At 41.4% G+C, this 19,979-nt stretch carries 19 protein-coding genes, 1 tRNA gene and 1 pseudogene; 16 read left to right on the top strand and 5 right to left on the bottom strand.

The annotated features are described in order from the left end of the window. Together BLQ57_RS19155 and BLQ57_RS19150 are read left to right on the top strand one after the other, a co-directional pair. Positions 1-340, top strand: a 340-nt coding sequence (locus BLQ57_RS19155) for a transposase (RefSeq protein ID WP_139162729.1), incomplete at its 5' end; no start/stop codon positions are given. Then, positions 313-693: a DUF6567 family protein gene (locus BLQ57_RS19150; protein WP_317042242.1), complete on the top strand. Its 381-nt coding sequence runs from the start codon at positions 313-315 to the stop codon at positions 691-693. The genes BLQ57_RS19155 and BLQ57_RS19150, both read left to right, overlap by 28 nt. Before the next feature lie 206 nt (positions 694-899). Here BLQ57_RS19150 and BLQ57_RS19145 read toward each other — a convergent pair whose 3' ends face one another. Further along, positions 900-1,247, bottom strand: coding sequence for a type II toxin-antitoxin system HicB family antitoxin (locus tag BLQ57_RS19145; protein WP_087941200.1), 348 nt, complete (start codon positions 1,245-1,247; stop codon positions 900-902). Continuing rightward, complete coding sequence (locus BLQ57_RS19140) at positions 1,244-1,420, bottom strand: type II toxin-antitoxin system HicA family toxin (RefSeq protein WP_240507876.1); 177 nt, start codon at positions 1,418-1,420, stop codon at positions 1,244-1,246. Before BLQ57_RS19140 ends, BLQ57_RS19145 begins: the two co-directional genes overlap by 4 nt. Before the next feature lie 192 nt (positions 1,421-1,612). Here BLQ57_RS19140 and BLQ57_RS19135 point away from each other — a divergent pair, with 192 nt between their 5' ends. Then, on the top strand, positions 1,613-3,154 hold the full coding sequence (locus BLQ57_RS19135; protein ID WP_087941198.1) for a M20/M25/M40 family metallo-hydrolase: 1,542 nt from the start codon (positions 1,613-1,615) through the stop codon (positions 3,152-3,154). A gap of 32 nt (positions 3,155-3,186) precedes the next feature. Here BLQ57_RS19135 and BLQ57_RS19130 read toward each other — a convergent pair whose 3' ends face one another. Then, complete coding sequence (locus BLQ57_RS19130) at positions 3,187-4,155, bottom strand: alkaline phosphatase family protein (protein WP_087941197.1); 969 nt, start codon at positions 4,153-4,155, stop codon at positions 3,187-3,189. A 133-nt stretch (positions 4,156-4,288) separates the two neighbouring features. Here BLQ57_RS19130 and BLQ57_RS19125 point away from each other — a divergent pair, with 133 nt between their 5' ends. Together BLQ57_RS19125 and BLQ57_RS19120 are read left to right on the top strand one after the other, a co-directional pair. After that, the gene (locus BLQ57_RS19125) at positions 4,289-6,361 is read left to right on the top strand and encodes a S9 family peptidase (RefSeq protein ID WP_087941196.1); all 2,073 of its coding nucleotides are present in this window, start codon (positions 4,289-4,291) and stop codon (positions 6,359-6,361) included. Next, positions 6,358-7,437, top strand: coding sequence for a serine hydrolase domain-containing protein (locus BLQ57_RS19120; RefSeq protein ID WP_087941195.1), 1,080 nt, complete (start codon positions 6,358-6,360; stop codon positions 7,435-7,437). The genes BLQ57_RS19125 and BLQ57_RS19120 overlap by 4 nt, the downstream gene beginning before the upstream one ends. Before the next feature lie 28 nt (positions 7,438-7,465). Here the strand turns inward: BLQ57_RS19120 and BLQ57_RS19115 are convergent, their stop codons facing one another. Continuing rightward, a complete protein-coding gene (locus tag BLQ57_RS19115; protein ID WP_087941194.1) occupies positions 7,466-7,987 on the bottom strand; it encodes an AAA family ATPase in 522 nt (173 codons plus the stop codon). Continuing rightward, positions 7,974-8,591: a nicotinamide riboside transporter PnuC gene (gene pnuC / locus BLQ57_RS19110; protein WP_087941193.1), complete on the bottom strand. Its 618-nt coding sequence runs from the start codon at positions 8,589-8,591 to the stop codon at positions 7,974-7,976. The genes BLQ57_RS19115 and pnuC overlap by 14 nt, the downstream gene beginning before the upstream one ends. A gap of 225 nt (positions 8,592-8,816) precedes the next feature. Between pnuC and BLQ57_RS19105 the strand changes: the two genes are divergently transcribed. The 11 genes and pseudogenes from BLQ57_RS19105 (at position 8,817) to BLQ57_RS19055 (ending at position 19,223) form a co-directional block, all read left to right on the top strand. Next, positions 8,817-9,392 (top strand): Crp/Fnr family transcriptional regulator, encoded by a 576-nt coding sequence (locus BLQ57_RS19105; protein WP_087941192.1) that lies wholly within the window; start codon positions 8,817-8,819, stop codon positions 9,390-9,392. 75 nt (positions 9,393-9,467) lie between these two features. Beyond that, positions 9,468-10,139 (top strand): hypothetical protein, encoded by a 672-nt coding sequence (locus BLQ57_RS19100; RefSeq protein ID WP_087941191.1) that lies wholly within the window; start codon positions 9,468-9,470, stop codon positions 10,137-10,139. 200 nt (positions 10,140-10,339) lie between these two features. Beyond that, the gene (gene uvrA, locus BLQ57_RS19095) at positions 10,340-13,156 is read left to right on the top strand and encodes an excinuclease ABC subunit UvrA (protein ID WP_087941190.1); all 2,817 of its coding nucleotides are present in this window, start codon (positions 10,340-10,342) and stop codon (positions 13,154-13,156) included. A gap of 167 nt (positions 13,157-13,323) precedes the next feature. Then, entirely contained in the window at positions 13,324-13,551 is a 228-nt protein-coding gene (locus tag BLQ57_RS19090) for a hypothetical protein (RefSeq protein ID WP_087941189.1), read from the top strand. A 151-nt stretch (positions 13,552-13,702) separates the two neighbouring features. Next, the gene (locus tag BLQ57_RS19085; RefSeq protein ID WP_087941188.1) at positions 13,703-14,737 is read left to right on the top strand and encodes a BF3164 family lipoprotein; all 1,035 of its coding nucleotides are present in this window, start codon (positions 13,703-13,705) and stop codon (positions 14,735-14,737) included. Positions 14,738-14,899: 162 nt separating this feature from the next. Further along, positions 14,900-15,421 (top strand): annotated as a pseudogene (locus tag BLQ57_RS19080) (excinuclease ABC subunit UvrA); the annotation flags it as partial. A 199-nt stretch (positions 15,422-15,620) separates the two neighbouring features. After that, a complete protein-coding gene (locus tag BLQ57_RS19075) occupies positions 15,621-16,784 on the top strand; it encodes a hypothetical protein (RefSeq protein WP_087941186.1) in 1,164 nt (387 codons plus the stop codon). Further along, positions 16,781-18,229 carry a hypothetical protein gene (locus tag BLQ57_RS19070; protein WP_087941185.1) on the top strand — a complete coding sequence of 483 codons (1,449 nt, stop codon included), beginning with the start codon at positions 16,781-16,783 and terminating at the stop codon, positions 18,227-18,229. The genes BLQ57_RS19075 and BLQ57_RS19070 overlap by 4 nt, the downstream gene beginning before the upstream one ends. 104 nt (positions 18,230-18,333) lie before the next feature. Then, complete coding sequence (locus tag BLQ57_RS19065; RefSeq protein WP_087941184.1) at positions 18,334-18,744, top strand: nucleotidyltransferase substrate binding protein; 411 nt, start codon at positions 18,334-18,336, stop codon at positions 18,742-18,744. Further along, the gene (locus BLQ57_RS19060; RefSeq protein WP_087941183.1) at positions 18,734-19,072 is read left to right on the top strand and encodes a nucleotidyltransferase family protein; all 339 of its coding nucleotides are present in this window, start codon (positions 18,734-18,736) and stop codon (positions 19,070-19,072) included. The genes BLQ57_RS19065 and BLQ57_RS19060 overlap by 11 nt, the downstream gene beginning before the upstream one ends. Positions 19,073-19,148: 76 nt before the next feature. Then, positions 19,149-19,223: transfer RNA gene (locus BLQ57_RS19055), tRNA-Val, on the top strand. Positions 19,224-19,979 lie beyond the last annotated feature (756 nt).

Below are 19,979 nucleotides of genomic sequence, written 5' to 3'. Positions count from 1 at the left end.
CATTTCCAATGCTTATAGGCTCAAAGAACTGTTCAACGAGTTTTGGGACTTTAAGGACAAAGAAGAGGCTGCTGCATACCTTTCCTATTGGTGTGACCTTGTAAAAGAATCCAAGATATTCCCGTTCATGGAGGCGGCCAAAACCATACAGGCACATTGGTTCGGAATTGTAAGCTATACAGAAACCAATTTAAACAACGGAGTCCTCGAAGGCATTAATTCCAAAATACAGTTAGCCAAAAAAAGAGCCAGAGGGTACAGGAACATTGACAACTACATTAACATGATTTATTTCATTGCTGGGAAACTCAAATTCGACTACCCACTATATTCCACATAGAGCCAATTGCTTTTGCCTTCTCTTTAATACTTTTGGGAAGTTGTGCCAGCCACAGTGCTTTTACGGGAAATTTAAATTCTCAAAACACGCAGGTAATCCTCTCTGAAAAAAATTATGAAGTTCAAAATCGAGTTGAGGGCAAGGCCAGTGCGACTTACATCTTTGGAATAGGAGGACTTAGTAAAAAATCACTCCTCGAGTCTGCTAAAAATGAAATGTATCAAAACGCAAATCTCAAAGGAGGATCCAAGGCTTTGATCAATGAAACATTTTCTACCAAGACTTCCTTTTTCTTATTTTTCTGGAAGCATCAGGTCAATGCTTCGGCTGATGTGATTGAGTTCACGAAGTGAAAATGATACAATTGAGGAGGCTGTCTTATAAATCTTTTTTTATCAACCTGAGCGGAGTCGAGGGCTATTTCCTATATTTTAGAGAACATTTCGACTACACCTGATGTGACAAACCTTACTTTTGAGACAGCCTCAACTTTTTTTACTACTAAGTGTTGAAAACAAATTAATTAGCCAAGTTTTTTGAGGAATTTAAAGAGAATAAATCAGGCTAACTCCTCTTCCCTACTTAAATGGAAACGAATTGCCTCTGCTACTAAGCTATTAAGCGAAGTCCTTTCCTCCATTGCCCTCAATGCGGCTTTTTGGTGAAGAGACGCTGAAATCCGAACGTTAAAACTTCCTTTAAATGGTTTTTCTGGAATTTTCCCTTCCTCCTTACAAGTTTTCAAATACTCATCGACAACTGACCTAAAATCATCCTCTAGTTGTTTTCCTGTTTCGCCTTCAAAAGACAGGAGGCCCTGAATCCCAAGAACTTTTCCATACATCAATTTATCTTCCGGACTATATTCAATACTTCCTGTATATCCTTTGTGTTCTAAATACTTCATAGGTTCAAAATCTCTTTAATTTGTTTCATTTGATAGTGTTTCATAATGCCGCTAGGGTGGGGCTTGTGCAATAGAATAGGAACTCCCTCCTCATTTTCGAATCTTACCCTAGATCCAGATGTTTTTCCTTTTTTTACCTCATAAAACCCAAAATACTTAAGAAGAACTACCACCTCATCAAAGTGGAAATCTTTGGGAAACAGGAGGAATCTTGCTATCAGTTTTTCTTTCTTTGCCAAAACATAAAGCGACTGAATACAGTTGCAAAATAAAAAATATTTTTTAGGGTTTCAATACATATCCACCAGCGGTTCTTTACTTTTCAAGCCTTTCCCATATTTTTATTTTCTAAACAAAAACTAAACATGAAAAAACGCTACCTTTTAGGGATGGGGTTGATGCTATTTTTTGGCATCCAAGCACAAGCCCAAGATCCCGTCATCGAAAACATCATCAAGGAAGCTAGGGAAAACTCCCAGCTCAAAGAACTCGGACATGAACTCATGGACGGAATCGGCCCTCGACTTGTAGGCTCTCCACAAATGCAACAAGCTCACGACTGGGCTGTGGAGAAATTTCAATCCTGGGGAATCGAGGCCCGCAACGAACAATGGGGCGAATGGCGCGGCTGGGACCGTGGCATCACTCACATCGATATGATCGAGCCTTGGGTTCGATCACTATCCGGAATGCAACTCGCTTGGTCACCATCCTCCCCACAAGGCGGTGCTCAAGGCGAAGTCATTGTTTTGCCAGACTTGGCAGATGCAGCAGCATTTCAGGCTTGGCTTCCCAATGCCAAAGGAAAATATGTCATGATTTCCACTCCGCAATTAACCGGTCGTCCTGATTATAATTGGGAGGAGTGGGCTACCGAGGAGTCTTTTCAGAAAATGAAGGAAGAGCGTGCCGAATTTGAGAGAGCTTGGGGTCAGCGCCTTCAAAAAACCGGCTTGGGCCGAAGAGAATTGCCACAGGCACTGGAAGACGCTGGAGCATTGGGCATCATCACTAGCTATTGGTCAAGAGGTTTTGGAGCAAATAAGATTTTCTCAGCGATGACCAAGAAAGTTCCTACAGTAGATCTTTCGCTAGAAGATTACGGCATGCTCTATCGCCTAGCCGATAGCGGAAAGAAACCAATGATTCACCTCAATGCTCAGTCCAAAGAAACGGGAGTTCAGCCGACTTTCAATACCATCGCTGAAATCAAAGGATCAGAAAAACCGGATGAATATGTGATGCTTTCGGCGCACTTTGACTCATGGGACGGAGGTACAGGTGCTACGGATAATGGCACAGGATCTATTCTTATGATGGAAGTGATGCGGATCCTTAAGGAAGTATATCCTAATCCTAAAAGAACCATTTTGGTAGGGCTATGGGGCTCTGAGGAGCAAGGCTTGAATGGATCTAGAGCATTCGTAGAGGATCATCCTGAGATCGTAGCCAATCTGCAGGCCCTATTTAACCAAGACAATGGTACCGGCAGAGTAGCCAATCTATCTGGTCAAGGCTTTGTGGATAGTTATGAGTACCTAGGCCGATGGCTTTCTAAGGTACCCCGAGAAATCACTCGTGACATCGAAACTACCTTCCCGGGAAATCCTGGAGGCGGCGGATCTGATTATGCTTCCTTTGTAGCAGCGAAGGCACCGGCATTTAATTTATCCTCGTTAAGCTGGTCTTACTATAATTACACTTGGCACACAAACCTGGACACCTATGATAAAATCGTTTTTGACGATGTACAAAACAATGCTATCCTAGCTGCGATCATGGTCTACATGGCTTGTGAAGAGCCAGAGATGGTTTCCAAAGAATTGAGAATCCCATTGGGAAGAAATGGTGAGCCTACTGATTGGCCGACTCCACGATCTCCTACCCGTAAAGGCGGAATGGATTAAAGCATAAAGGCTCGGGAAATGATCTCGAGCCTTTATTTTTTCTTCAGCAGAGTACGCCCATCCCAATTTTTCATTTGCTCTTCAGGTGTATTTATTTCCAAAAAATGAACAATTGTGGGTAAAATATCTACCATTGAGGCATTTCCCGAAAAGAAATGAGAATTGAGATTTTTGGCATTTGTCAGCATCCAGATTTCTCTTTCGGAATCAGATTGACCGCCGTGATCCTTCAAATCAGGAGTTTTTCGACCATGATCAGTGGTTATCCAGATGAGCCATTCTTCCCCAAAGCTTTTCTCCCTGTACTGAATAGCCTCCCAGATTTTTCCCACCTGCTGATCAGCAATTTCAATAGCCTCACTGAATTGCTGACTTTTTCCATATCGATGGCCTATAGCATCAGTATATTCTAGGTAAACCCAAGATAGATCGGGACTTTGGGTTTTCAGTACATGAGCGGCTTCAAAGGAGACAAGGTTATCAATTTTATTGAGGTATTCTTTTTCCGAATCATGAGGGAAACGTAGGGTGTCTTTTTCAAAGCCATCAAAAACAATATCCAATTTCAAATTTCCTGTCTCTCTCATCCCTTCTCCGAGGAGTTTGGTTCGATTATCCTCCCAGGTAGAGAAAATCGCAAGTTTGGATGCAGGCCTAGCCTCGCGCATCAATCGAAATATAGACCAATACGAATAATTCGGAGCCTTTATGTCATTATCCCACACATTATGCTTATTGGCCCATGTACCGGTCAGTAATGAATTATAGCCCACGGCAGAAATGGTCGGAGTCTCTGAATTGCCACCCTTTTCCCCTCCTGTGTACGCTCTGACATAGCCTCCAATGACTGCAATCTGATCCAAATTGGGCGTGTCAACGCGTTCCAATTCGCTGGCAGGAATCCCGTCGAGAATTATAAATATGAATTTTTTCTGCTGCGCAAATCCCGAAAGATTAAGGCCCAAAAACACAAAAATACACACAATAGCGGCTTTGAACATAGGGCATGAAAGTAAATTGTGAAAATTGATTACCAACCCAATTAAGTCAAAAGATTTGATAGGAGCCAGTTAAGAATTGATCCTGCTTTGAAAGCTCTTTGTTGATCGCTAAATTGTCTGAAAGACATAACCTATGAAAAGACTCCTTTCTCTCTCCCTGCTTTTCCTTCTCCTGGCTCACCCGGGAATTTCTCAAGACATCAATTCTTACCTTGCTGCTCCTTTTCCGACAGATTTGATAGCAAGCCCCGATGGAAAAGCAATCGCTTGGATATTCAATTCAGAAGGAGAGCGGAATATCTTTTTGGCGGAAAGCCCGAATTTCGAAGCAAAAAAAATCACAAATTTTGAGGGAGATGAAGGACTTGGACTAGGAGAGCTAGCCTTTTCCCCGGATGGAAAAATTCTGGCCTTTGTGCGTGGAAACTCCAGAAACTCCTCTGGAGAAGCAGCCAATCCGGCTCAACTTCAGGAAAATACTGATTTTAAAATTCACTTAATTGATTTGACCACCCTAAAAACCCGGTATTTCAGTCCGGGTTCGACCATCACTTTTTCACCAGATGGGCAAGCCCTAGTCTATAAAATTGGACCCAATGTCTTTTGGAAGTCACTCAATGACAGTTCATCCCAGCAGGAAAGGCTGTTTGTATCTAGGGGAGGATCTAGCCAGCTATCCTTCTCCCCTGATGGAGAAAAGCTCGCCTTCGTCTCTACCCGAGGCGACCACTCTTTTATTGGGATTTGGGATTTTGAGCAAAAGAAATTGACCTATCCGGAGACGAGTCTGGATAAAGACAGCTATCCAGCATGGAGTCCCGATGGCAAACAATTGGCCTATCTGCGGATACCGAATATCAACAACTTACTTTCTTTCACTGCCATTAAGGAGAGTAATCCGTGGAGCATCCGGGTTTTGGATATGGAGACGATGAAGGCAGAAGAAGTTTGGAATTCCGGAACCGGGCCCGGTTCGGTTGTGGTTTGGGATCTTCCTGCAGAAGCGGATAGATTGTGGTGGACGCCTTCTGGTCAACTGGTATTCCCCTGGGAGAAAAACGGTTGGATGCAATTGTACGCAGTCAATCCTACCAGTGGGGAAGTCAAGCATCTGACCAAGGGGCAAGGCATTGTCGAAAAAGTGAAAACGAGCTATAAAAAAGATGAACTCTTGCTGACAAGCAATATTGGGGATATTGAGCGTAGAAAAATCTACAGCTTGGATTTGAATTCCTTTGATTTGGAAGATCTTTCCGAAAAAGGAAATATCAATTGGTCACCTGTCCGCTTGGAAAAGGGTCTTGCCTATCTTTCTGCCACAGCTACCCGACCAGCGTGGCCATATATTCGACAAAATGACAGCTCTGAGCCACTTGCAGAAGAATTCTTCCCTCAGGACTTTCCAAAAACACTAGTCAAACCCCTTGGCTTGGACCTTCAAGCGGAAGATGGTTTCAAAACACGAGCCCAGCTTTTCCTTCCTCCAAACCATGACGCTACCAAGAAATATCCAGCTGTCATTTTCCTCCACGGAGGGAGCCGCAGACAGATGCTTTTAGGCTTCAATTACTCCCAATATTACAGCAATGCCTATGCCCTTCAGCAGTATTTTGCTGCCAATGGATTTATTGCCCTGACACTGAACTACCGATCAGGAATCGGCTATGGGATGGACTTTCGGGAAGCTGAAAACTACGGTGCCGGAGGAGCAAGTGAGGTTTTGGATTTGATGGCAGCAGCGGATTATCTGGCAGCAAGACCAGACGTAGATTCTTCCAAAATCATCCCTTGGGGTGGAAGTTACGGAGGATTTTTGACAGCACATGGTTTGGCACAAGCTCCCGAAAAATTCCTTGCCGGTGTGGATATCCACGGTGTGCATAATTGGAATAATGACATCCCGGTATTCGATTCCTGGTATGAGCCCGAGAAATTCCCCGAAATGGCTGAGTTGGCTTTCAAATCATCTCCTATGGCCTATGTGGAGAACTGGGAAGACCCTGTTCTTTTAATACATGGCGATGATGATCGAAATGTACTTTTTTCTGAATCAGTAGAACTCGCAGAAGTCCTCCGAAAACAGGGTGTGGAAGTCGAGCAATTGGTTTTTCCAGATGAAGTACATTCATTTATCCTGCACAGCAATTGGGTCAAAGCCTACGAAGCAACTATTGATTTTATCATGAAACAAATCCAAAAGCCATGAACCGTCTACTCGTTTTCCCGCTAGTTTTCTTATTTGTTTTTTCGGCCTCTGGCCAAAAACGACATCTCCAAAATGCTCTGGATAGAGCCGAAACAGAAGGCTATTCCGGAGTAATCCTCTTGGCTGAAAATGGAAAAGTCCTTTTTGAAAAGGCCATGGGTATGCGAAATTTTGAAGAAGGCATCCCACTTCAACCTGATGATGTATTTGAAATGGCGTCGGTTTCCAAGCAGTTTACTGCGATGATGATCATGATGTGTCAGGAGAAGGGCTTGCTGGGTTTTGACGATCCTATCGAAAAATATATCCGAGTCCCCTACCCCAATATCACTATTCGCCACCTTTTGACGCACACCTCTGGACTGCCAGACTATCAGGCTATAATGGATGAGTACTGGGATAAGAGCAAAGCTGCCGGCAACCCGGAGATATTAGAATATCTCCGTCGCTATGCTCCCCCTAAGCTTTTTGAGCCAGGTGACAACTATGAATACAGCAATACCGGCTATGTGATTTTAGCAAGCATCGTGGAAGAGGTGACAGACCGGGACTTCGTTGAGCTTTCCAAAGAATGGATTTTTGATCCATTGGGGATGACAAATACTGCCATCAGAAGCCTGGAGGAAAAAGCCCAAGTCCCCAACTTTGCCGCGGGCCATCTCAAAGATGATCAGGGAAAGTATGTCAACGCCAATCGGTTTCGCTCCTCAGATTACACCCTTTGGCTGGGCAATCGAAAGGGTCCAGGACGGGTAAGCAGCACCGCGCAGGATTTATTGCTGTGGGATCAAGCCCTATATACCGAGAAACTAGTCAGTCTCTCGACACTCAATCAGGCATTCTCCCCTTTCCAGTTAAATGATGGGGGCAAAAGCACTTATGGATTCGGCTGGGATTTGGATCCCAAAAGCCCCTATGGCAATCTAGTGATGCATACAGGTGATAACCCAGGGTACAAGACGATCATCGTGCGCTTTATCGATGAAAACAAAACACTGATCCTTTTGAACAATAATTATCACTCGGCCCATGAAGGGTTGATTGAAGCTGCCAAAAAGATTTTTAGTGCCAATTAAGAACTTATATATCCAAAAGCCAAAAAAACTAAAGTTTCCCCACTTCCTGAATGGCATCCTTTAATCGCTGTTCTTGGTTTCCGGAAACAATTAAAAAAGGGATACCACTTTCTTCCGCCAATTGCTGATATTTTTCAAAAAAATATCGACGCATTTCCGGTTGAGGATGCTCCCGCTGTGGATCTGCTTCCCATGGCATATCAATGTCAGTTAATAAAATCAAGTCGTAAGACCTTCTACCTAATTCCTGCTGCACCCAATCGTGTACCTTTCCAAACTTGTGCTCTGACCATACTTGAATGACCCTCAGATCCGTGTCACAAAAAAGGAATTTTTGAGCTGCTTTCGCTTTTTCATCCTCTAAAGCCATTTGACCTTTTGCTATTTTGAGAAGATCAGAATAAGCATAAGGCCTTCCCAACATTTCCAAATATTCTCTGGCAAACTCAGGAACCCAAGGCTCATCAAAATGAACCGCCAAATCGGAGGCCAAGGTACTTTTTCCGGTGGACTCTGGCCCTAAAATAAGGATACGCTTAGGCTTGTGCATAGTTTCTAGCGGATTTGATCCAGGCAAGTAAACCTAAAATTGCCAAAATGGTGAAAAACAAAAACTGAAAAGAAGTTAAAATCAGTCCTTTGTAAAAATAAAGCGGTACCGAAACCAAATCTGTGATGATCCACATGATCCAGTTTTCCACCTTTTTTTTGGCCATCAGCCACATGCCTACAAAAGCGGAAGAAGTAGTAAAGGAATCCCAATAAGGCACATCCGAATCGGTGAAATTGCTCAATACAAAAGATAATATCCCGTAGGAAGCCAAGAAAATCAAACCGGCTATCAGCCAACCTTTTGGCTTCAACCAAGTCACAGGAAGTACGGACTGATTTTCCTTGGGATGAGTCCATACGTACCAGCCATAGATAGACATGCTAAAATAATAGGCATTGATCCCCATATCCGCGTAGAGCTTGTACTCCAGACAGATCCAAACGTAAATCAAGGTAGAGACAATCCCCGTGGGATAAACCCAAATGTGCTCTCGCATGGAATAAAAAACGGAAGCGATCCCAAAAAACACAGCGATCGCCTCCAGCCAAGTCATGGCCTGAAGTCCCTCTGCAAATCCATCCAAGAGAAATTGAAAATCCATGCTGCGAAGTAAGGGATAGTTTGTTTAACCACAAAGGACACCAAGAACACTAAGATTTTTTTGCAATTCGTGATCTGTAGGTTTTTTCACCTCAAAAAGACCCGAAAATATAAAAACCCATTAAAAAGAAATCTTATCTAAAAAATAATTAAGAGGATTTAATAAAGGTGAATATCTTGTCTTCAGGTAAAGGAACCTGATTTCCGTAGTTAGCCTATCATAACAATGAATGAATTTACCCCCCTTTATGACTACATCGAAAAACTGCATCCTTTGAACAAGGAGGTAAAGGAAAAAATCGCGGAGTCATTTATTTTTAAAAGAGTGGCAAAAAATGAATTCCTACTGAGGGAAGGGGAAATTTGCAAATACAATTATTTCGTACTCAAAGGCTCCCTGAGACTGTACAAAGTAGATCCGAAAGGAGAGGAACTGATTCGATACTTTGCTTTTGAAAATAAATTTGTGAGCAATCTCACCAGTTTTATATCAGGCCAAGCTAGTGATGAATACATACAAGCCAATGAGAAAACCGAAGCCTTGTGCATCGGAAGGTCCGATTTTTATGAATTGGTAGAAACTAACAAAGCTCTTAATCGGGTGTACCGCAACATGCTGGAAAATGCCTACATCACCTCACAGAAAAGAATATATAATTTTCAGGGCTATACTGCATTGGAGAGATTGCAATGGCTTCTTCAAGAGTATCCGGGAATCCTGTCTCGGCTTCCAAGCAGGATGATTGCTTCCTATTTGGGAATCACACCTTTTACCTTAAGTCGGCTAAAAGCTGAACTTTAGCTAAAACCTTGACTTAGAGCAAGGTTTAGAGAAAAGCTGAGCACTAGTTTTGAATCAGATAAAAATCGATTCAAAATGAAGTCTCTTCTCAAATTAATATCAGTCCCTTTTACTATCCTTCTTACACATTTTTTGGTGCCCACTTCCTCCCTTGCACAAGCTCCTCCGCCTCCTATTCCAGCTGAAATCATGTTTGGCCATGAACGCTTGGATTTTCAGCTGATCATGAAGCGGGATTTTAGTCCAGAAAGTAAATTTAGCCTCGTAGCAATCAGTATATTCTCTCAAAACTACGATCGGAATAACACCCTGGGAAATTCCATAGTCGCACCTGTTCAGGTCACGTATAAGTTAGGCAATAAAGGCTTTGCACTGGCAGCAGGAGCAGAGGCCAACTCTAAAGTCGGCTTTATGCCATTGGCCGGTCTACAGCATGTCTTTGCCAGTCGGGAAATACTTGCATTGACCTTTGTCAATCTTCTATCGAACCAAGGAGCAGATGGTCAACTTTTTGGCATCTATGAATATAAACCCCGTCTAAATAATACTTGGTCCATTTATTCGCGCGTGCAGTTTATGTACATTCAGGGGATTTCCGAGACATTGCATAAGCGGAGTTTTCTTTATCTACGAGCGGGTCTAAAAAAGGGACCCCTTGGGTTTGGAATTGGGGCAAACTGGGATGCCTACGGACCCATGAAAGAAGCCGCCCAGAACTTTGGAATTTTTACCCGCTGGGAATTTTGAGGAATATCAAAGTTGGCCTTCATTGCCAGCAGGAGGAACGACAATAAAGCAATCTCTTGAAAGTCTCCTCTAAACCAGGGAGACTGTCTGCCATCCGGGAGGCGGGCGTCGCCCTGCAGGTCTCGCAGTGACGGGAAACGAGCAGTAATGCCTCAAACTTTCGCATGACTTCTAGGGTTAGATGATTAACTTTGCAAGCTATGACTTTAAGCACCTTGACTGAGAGGACCGACCTCGATTCACTCGATCCCAAAGAATACATCATCATCAAAAACGCCCGGGTCAATAACCTGAAAAGCCTGAGCGTAGCCATTCCCCGAAATAAATTTGTGGTCATCACCGGACTCTCAGGTTCGGGTAAATCCTCCTTGGCTTTTGACACCCTTTTTGCCGAAGGCCAACGCATGTATGTGGAAAGTTTGAGTTCCTATGCCCGACAGTTTCTCGGCCGGATGGAAAAGCCTGAAGTGGAATACATCCGAGGCGTGGCGCCGGCGATCGCGATTCAGCAAAAAGTCAGCACCAAAAATCCCCGCTCTACCGTCGGAACTACCACCGAAATCTACGATTACCTAAAATTGCTTTTTGCCCGGGTGGGGAAAACCTATTCTCCGATCTCAGGCAAAGAGGTCAAGCATCATACGGTCACAGATATCGTAGACTACATTCTTAGCTTCGATGAAGGAGATAAAGTCATGATTTCTTGTCCACTTCAGGTGGCAAGAGGAAGAAAAATCGAGCAGGAATTGGAATTGCTTTTGCAAAAAGGCTATACCCGAATTTTGATTGACGGAGAAGCCTATTTTGTAGAGGATTTGCTCCAAGAAAAGAAAATTCAGAAAGGAAACTATGAGATCCTGATTGATCGGGCTTCCGTCCGAAAAGACGATGAAGACAATCAATTCCGCATTGCCGACTCGGTCCAAACCGCCCTTTTCGAAGGACATGGAGATTGCAAAATTACCATTCCCGAAAAGGAAACAAAAGCCTTTTCCGATCGATTCGAACTAGATGGGATGACCTTTGAGCTGCCTTCGGTTAATTTTTTCTCTTTCAACAACCCCTATGGAGCCTGCCGGCGCTGTGAGGGTTTTGGCAATGTGCTTGGGATCGACCCTGACTTGGTCATTCCCGACAAATCACTATCTGTGTATGAAGGCGCACTCGCACCTTGGAGAGGAGAATCTTCCCGTTCTTGGTTGGAGCCACTTCTGAAAAAAGGTATCGAATTCGACTTCCCCATTCATCGGGCGTATGAGGATTTGACCGAAAAAGAGCAAGAGCTCCTTTGGACGGGAAACAAGTATTTCAAGGGTTTGAATGCTTTCTTTAAAGACCTAGAAACCAAAACCCACAAAATCCAATATCGGGTGATGCTTTCCCGCTTCCGAGGCAGGACGACCTGTCCTGAGTGTCGAGGGACAAGACTTCGAAAGGACGCGAGTTATGTCAAAATCAAGGACAAATCCATCACCGATATCGTCCTGATGCCGATCGATGAGGCCTTGATCTTTTTCAATCAGCTGGAGCTAGAACCTCATGAAGCCAAAGTCGCCAACCGACTATTCAAGGAAATTGTCAGCCGCTTGGAATTCATGGATCAGGTGGGCTTGGGTTATTTGACGTTGAATCGCCTGACTTCCACGCTTTCCGGAGGAGAATATCAACGCATCAAATTGGCTACTTCTTTGGGTTCGGCCTTGGTAGGTTCCATGTATATTTTGGATGAGCCGAGTATTGGATTACATCCAAGAGATACCGATCGCTTGGTGGGTGTCTTGAAGTCTCTCCGCGATATGGGCAATACCGTAATCGTGGTGGAGCATGAAGACAAGGTGATGAAAGCGGCGGATCAGATCATCGATATCGGGCCAGATGCCGGAATTCACGGTGGAGAACTACTCTTCCAAGGAACCATCAAAGAGCTAATCAACTCAGCCCAAACGCATACTGCCCGATACCTTCGCGGGGAGGAGCAGATTTTTAAGAAAAATGGGAATCGAAAATGGAAGGATTCCATCATCGTCAAAGGGGCTCGTGAAAATAACCTGAAGAATCTGACGGTTCAGTTTCCACTGAATACCCTGACTGTGGTGACGGGAGTATCCGGTTCTGGAAAATCCACTTTAATTAAAAAAGTACTGTATCCGGCTTTGGGAAAAATGCTGGGAACTGTCATCGATGAATCCGGAAAATACGATAAGATCGAAGGGGATTATAAGCGGATCACTCAGGTAGAGTTTGTCGATCAAAATCCAATCGGAAAATCCTCCCGCTCCAATCCGGTCACCTATGTGAAAGCCTACGATGCCATCCGGACGCTTTTTGCCGATCAGGCAGTCTCCAAACAGCGGGGCTACAAACCGGCCTTTTTCTCCTTCAATGTCGACGGGGGAAGGTGCGAGGCTTGTGCCGGAGAAGGTACTACTACGGTGGAAATGCAATTTATGGCAGACATTCATCTGACCTGTGAGTCCTGCAAAGGGAAGCGATTCAAAAATGAAATTCTCGATGTCAAATACAAAGACAAGGATATCTCCGAGGTACTCGATATGACCATCGACGAAGCCATGGAGTTCTTCAAAGGAAAAACTCAGATTATCAATCGACTTCAGCCTTTACAGGAAGTCGGCTTGGGCTATATCGGCATGGGACAAAGCTCCAATACCCTTTCCGGTGGAGAGGCTCAGCGTGTAAAATTGGCTTCCTTCTTGGGAAAAGGCGGTACTAAATCCGGAGATCAGGTCTTGTTTATTTTTGACGAACCCACAACCGGTTTGCATTTCCACGACATCAACAAGCTTTTGCACTCCATCAATGCACTCATCGATCAGGGTCACTCGGTGATTATCATTGAGCATAATACTGAAGTGATTCGATCCGCCGATTGGGTGATTGACTTGGGCCCAGAAGGAGGAAACAAAGGAGGACATCTGACTTTTGCGGGTACGCCTGAAGATTTGGCTAAAGAAATGGGGAATTATACTGCGATGTATTTGAAGGAGGGGTTTGCTTAAATCACACTTATTCCTCATCCTTCTGAATTTTCAACTTTTAAAAATTATTCAGATTTTTTTGATTTTTCTTGACAACTAGGTTTGTTTTTTTTTTTACTTAGTGTTGAAATTAGTTTCAGGTATGAATCTTTTTTCATTGTCTAATTTTATAATTAAAATCAAAAAAAATGAAAAAATTAATCGCTTCGTTATCCATTCTAATTAGCTTAGGAAGCCTAAGCAATTTAGGTGCGCAATCTTCTGTAGAAGGACCAGGAGGAAACCCTTGTGACGCAGGACCAGACAAAAATTTCGAGCAATGCCGAGATAAAAATTGTACGGAATTATTAAATGTGGGATGTACATTTACCTATGACAAAGATGTGTTAACAATCTGGGGAAGAAGAGAAGGTTAAAAATCAGATTAAAGAAAAGAAGGCTGTTTCAAAAGTGAAGTTTATCACATTGAGCGAAGTCGAAATGTGGGCTAGAGTGGTAGAAATGGCTTTCGACTCAGCAGGCTGACGGTAAAGCTATTTATGAGACAGCCTCTTTGAATACACTTATATGAAGAAATTATTAATTATAATATTAATTTTAGTTTTTGGGTGCTCACAATCCAATAAAGTAAAAAACGCGATATTATTTGCAAATGTTAGTAATTTTAAATCATCACAAATTATTGAAAATCAATTAATTAATTATTCATATCTAATTGAATCTTATAAAAATTATTTGGTTCTTCTAAACTTCAGAAATGAGTCAGTTATACAAATTATTGATAGATTTACAGGTATAACCCTATTCAAAGGTATTAATTTTGGCGATGGTCCTCAAGAAATTTTAGTCCCGATTAGTATTTATATCGATAAAAAAACAGGCGAAGTATCTATTCAGGATGGAGGAACAAACACTATTAAATCATTTAATTTCGAAGAATTAGAAAATTCAAATTTTGAAAGCATAATAATGCACACTGAAAAGCTTCCTACAACTGGAGATCGAATCTATCCAACTTACCCCTTAAAAAATTTGTTGATTGGTGTGACATTAGATAAAGAGATGGAAATAATTACCTTTAAAAATTCTGAAATATATGATACGCTATTTATGTATTCACAACCAACTCAATTTAACCACTTACCACAGAAATTTTACGGCATTCAATTAGAAGGCAAGTTTGGTATATCGGAAGATAAAAAATATTTGCTTAAAGGAAACTTATACCAACAAATTATAACGATTTATAATTTAGAAACCCGAACCTTTAAAGAATTTAAAAATGAAGATGAATTTGAATATACGGATGAATTTATCGAAACTACAGGTAGATTTAAATGGGACCCAAACAGGTCATTCCAATATGCAAGCGTAAAAGAAAAAAATGGAAAATTTTATCTTCTTTATTCTGGAGTTAATATAAAAAGTGATGAAATAGTTTTACTTGGAAAAGAGATTCATGTTTTTGATTTGAAATCAGAAACTTTTGAGAGAATAATACTTGACTCGCCAATTTCTGATTTCACAATTTCCGATGACAACATTATTTACGGAATAAATTTCACTTCAAACACTCCAGTAATATCATTTTTTCCAAATTAAATTTGGAAAAAATTCAAATTTAATCGAATATTAACTGTTAAAATTTAAGATCTTCCTATTTGCATAAAATGAAGGTGCTTTGAATTGAATCTTCGAAGTTTTCAGAATTCCTATTTGGCTTATTAGATAAAATACAGAGAATAAACCGGATTTTGTGCATAGAAATTCAAGAATAAAACCCTCGATGACAAAGAAAAGGATATCTCCGAAACACTAGGCATGACCATCGACGAAGCCATGGAGTTCTTCAAAGGAAAAACTCAGATTATCAATCGACTCCAACCTTTACAGGAAGTCGGCTTGGGCTATATCGGCATGGGACAAAGCTCCAATACCCTCTCCGGGGGAGAGGCTCAGCGTGTCAAACTGGCTTCATTTCTGGGAAAAGGAGGTACAAAATCAGGAGATCAGGTCTTGTTTATTTTTGACGAACCCACAACCGGTTTGCATTTCCACGACATCAGCAAGCTTTTGCACTCCATCAATGCACTCATCGATCAAGGTCACTCGGTGATTATCATTGAGCATAATACTGAAGTGATTCAATCCGCCGATTGGGTGATTGACTTGGGCCCGGAAGGAGGAAACAAAGGAGGACATCTGACTTTTGCGGGTACGCCTGAAGATTTGGCTAAAAAAATGGGGAATTACACCGCGGACTATTTGAGGGAGGGATTTGCTTAAATTCCACTATATCCCAGCCCTGTGAATACTTAACTTTTAAAAAATTATTCAGATTTTTTTGATTTTTCTTGACAACTAGGTTTGTTTTTTTTTTCTTAGTGTTGAAATTAGTTTCAGACCTAAGCTTATTTCATTAAATCAATGTTGAACTTAATCCTGAGAAAGATTGAAAAGCCCCGATAACTCCTCCTTAATTTCCATGATATCAAAGAAGCAGTTTTTGATCGGGGCTTTTATTTCTTTTATTTTTCTTTCCTGTACTTCCGGCGAAAAAGTCAAATTTAACGGTGAAGAGATCGGCTATTATCGGAATGCCGAAATCAACAATATTTCTTTAAAAGTTGATTCCCTAGAGAACAAAGAGGTCATTTTCTCCGGCAGTGGAATTTGGAAGATTTTTAATGATCAGATTATTCTCGCAGATAAAAGAACAGGAATAATTTATGTCTTTAATGATGACCTAAGCCTAAAAGAAACGCAAATAGGAATCGGCGAAGGCCCAAATCAGATCAAGGGGGGGCTTGTTGCCATGGCTTCCGGAGATCAGGAGCTTTTTCTTTTGGGCGGAAGTTATGACTATTATGTGGTTGATAAGAACTGGACTATTTCCCAAACAGGCGCCTTGGACTTTTACCATGAAAATACTCCTTATGATGAATTATTGAAGAATCCAAAACCGGAATATGCGGGCATTTACGAACTCCATTATGAATTCCAAAAACCTACCTGGTTTGGAGAGGGGAAAGTGATGATTCAGATATCCTCGACGCATCCCGATTACAATTACATTCTAAATAAAAATTACTTTGAGGAAGCCAAAAACCTAGGAATACTTGATTTGAGCAATGGGAAAATACAAATCTCAGGAGGCTATCCGCCTATTTATTCAAAAAGTAATTTTATATCCTATTTGATGGGAACTGCGGTTGCTCCGATTGAAAACCGTTTTTTTGTTCAGGGTTTTGAGGCAGACAGCCTGTTGTACAAGTTTACAGCTGATGGCATGATTCAGCATGCATTTGGACATGCTGGCAAAGAAATGATAACTGACTACCCTGATCTGAACGCTTTGGATGTGACTGAATTTGATCTAGGCAGAGAAGAACTTCGCCCAAAAGTCAACTACTATACTACTTTAGATTTTATTGAGGAGCTAGAACTTTTGGTACGAGGTTATACTAAAAACAGCCCGATAGAAGATGGAATTCAGCTTTATAGAAATGACACATTGCTGCTAGACCAAGCTGTACCCAAGGGGTTTAGCTATTTCGGATACAGGGCACCGTATCTTTATGGATCCTACAATAAACAGTTTGAACGGGAAGAAAAGATTGTCGTCTACAGATTGAAATTATCAGAATGAAGAAGTCAACCCTAATATTGTCAGTTTTTGCAACTTTTGCAGCCATACTTTTGGGTTCACAATATTCGTACGGTCAAGAAGCTGAACAAAAGAAGCAACAGTATTCCATACTAGAAAAAGGTGAGAAGGAAGAAAGAAGCCCCGTTCCATTTTTACCGATATTTACTGAGGATGGGACCGTTTACGGAATTACTGATAGCATTGGGAATATCACCTTGGAGGAAGGGATCACCTTTTTTATCCGAAGTTTATTTTACCAAGACAAGGCCTTCCGGGTCGAGCCAAATGCAGAAAAAGTAATTCTACTGGAAAGGGCCGAAATCGCGCTGGAAGAAATCGAAATCCGATCCTTTCAAAACCCTATCGATCAACTAATACACCTCAATAAAAGCTTTGAGCCTGCTTTTGAAAAGGAGGCATTCTTATCAAATTTCAGGGGTTATTATGCTGTGCAACAGCAAGAAAAGTACGTGGATTTTTTCGAAGCGAGTGGTATTTCTCTCCACTCCAAGAGTCAAAAGTGGAAGCCCTATAATTTTGTACAAGCATGGGGTGGCGGTAGTGCTCATCAATTTCTAGTGCCCCTAGAACTGAGGAGAAGCCATCATTGGGATTGGACGACAGGAGATACGATTCCTGCAAGGAATACCTTAGCCAGCACAGAAAGGTCAGATCAGTATTTTATAAAACCTTTTTATGCAAGAGAATTAATGCATGCTTTTGAATATTCTTGGCCTTTATCCTCTTCAAATCTCAAATTCTACGATTTCCAGTATGACTTGGAAAATGGAAAAGAAATCATCCTGTTTAAATCAAAAGACGAGGAGCGCGTAAAGGCAAATTCAGACTTGTTCCTCATTGGAGAAGGAAAAATCATTTTGGGTGAGTCAGGAGAAAACATCGAGAATATTACCATCAACTTCTCCAAATACAATTACGTCGCATTTCCAAAAAACCGAAATGGACGAGAACGGCAAATGGGCGGTAGTCTTTCAGTCATTTTTGAAAATTCTAGTGACAAAGTCTTTGTGAGCGAGGTAGAATTAAAAGCTAAACTTTTCGGTCCCATCAATATCGGAAATCCAAGACCTTATCGAAAAGGAAGTGAAGTCACGATTATGGAGAAAATTCTTTTCGAGGACTTTCAGTTTATCCAATCCAAAAAAGATCTAGCGTCACTTGAAAAAGGATTTGGTTTTGTGGGATTAGAAACTATGGTTGTTTATGATCCCGAATATTGGAATTCCCATGCTTTGGTGAGTCCTGATTTATTCAATCAAATCAGAAGGGATCTAGGCTCAAAAATCAGTCTAAACGATCAATTTGAAGCTAACTCTGGAAAAAGATTAATTCCTGAGGAGAAAGATTTAGCTTATTACAAAGATTATATTTCGAAGCTTATTCCTCAATTAGAATCTATAGCACGAGAAATATCAGAAGACTAATAAACTTCTTCAACCTTGAAGATTCTCCACCTTGTTCTAATGGTCAAAAAAGGAAATAAAGAATTAAAGCTATATTTTGTGCATAGAAATTCAGGAATTCAAGCATGAAAAATGAAGATATCCGCTGGAAACAACGCTTTTCAAACTTTAGCAAAGTAATGGGGCATTTAGAAAACGCCCTTCAAATTCCAGAGCCAGATATGGTTCAGAAAGCTGGAATCATACAATTTTTTGAAATGAGTTTTGAATTGGCATGGAACCTTGTTAAGGATTACCTGGAAGAGCAAGGTTTCGTAGATATTCGTTCACCGAGAGCAGCTCTAAAAAAGGCTTTTGAAGTCAATCTCTTAGAAAATGGCCACGATTGGATGGATTTGCTACAGGATAGAAACCTAACTGCACATACCTATGACGAGCAAAAGTCTACAGAAATGAAAAAACTCATTCAGGAGAAATATTTTCCCATATTAAAGAATCTACAGATCAACTTCACACGCAAGGTCGATGAAGAATAAATTTGGACTTTTGGAATCGGATATGGCGTCCATCTTAGAAATCATCGGGAATCAAGAACTAGTTGAAGAGGTCATTCTCTTTGGAAGCAGGGCTAAGGGGAATTTCCGTACTGGAAGTGATGTGGATCTAGCTTTAAAAGGGAACAAATTGAATTTTGAAACAGTGAGTCAAATCAGTTATCTCCTCAATGAAGAGACTAACATGCCTTATCATTTTGATCTAGTCAATTATCATCAGATTCAAGAGCCAGAATTAATCAAGCATATAGATCGGGTAGGCATACCCATTTTCCATAGAAAAAAGGAAATGGAGATCAATAATGCCTAAACCAAAAAAATTTGGTTACAATGATTATCTACTATTGTGAAGCCTAATTCGGATGACTATCTTCGCAACCGTCAATGGGATCTTAGCTCAGTTGGTTTAGAGCGCTGCTTTGACAGAGCAGAGGTCATGGGTTCGAATCCCTTAGATCCCACTCACAAAGCACAAAATCGAACAGGTCTTGTGCTTTTTTATTCTTAGATTAATTGGGTTAGAGCGTCCCGCTAGCCAGCGGGAAGTTCATGAGCTCGAATCCCCTAGATCCCACTCAAAAAACAAAAAATCGAACAGGTCTTGGGCTTTTTTTTATTTTTTTATATAAGCATTTTACCATGAAAATCGAAAGTCTGATTTACGATTTTCATGGTAAATAGATTAACATAGGATCCTATTTTGCCGCTCTTTGGTATAAATACGCCTATCATTTTCCCTTCGCGAAAACCTAACTAATCATCTTATCAAAGTAGGCAAATTCGTATCAGTAGATTAAAAACAAACTAAACTCTCCATTCTTTATTTTCAGTCTTTTCCACCAGCGATTTCCTCAACACGTCTTTTCCCCTTAAATTCGGCTTCGAAAGAAATCATCGACTTCGAAATCGTCCCCCGCTAAAAAGAATTTATAAACGCATGAAATCGACACGATTAAAATCATCATTAAACACACAGGGCAATGCCCCGAAATTTCGGGGTTAATCGTCAAAGATTCCATCCCGATTTTCGGGACAGGTAGTGACCCTTAAAAAGCAATTATAAACACATGAAATCGAGCACGACGCAGACGACACACAGAGGCATGATTACAATTCTTGCGAAGATTCCATCCCGATACTCGGGACAAGTTATGACCGCTAAAAGACAATTATAAACACATGAAATATCCATGACGGGAGCGCGACACACAGGGGGA

It is taken from the genome of Algoriphagus faecimaris, assembly GCF_900101705.1.
Taxonomy (GTDB): Bacteria; Bacteroidota; Bacteroidia; order Cytophagales; family Cyclobacteriaceae; genus Algoriphagus; species Algoriphagus faecimaris.
The sequence above is the reverse complement of the archived record's forward strand: the minus strand, read 5'-3'. Positions and strand labels throughout refer to the sequence as shown.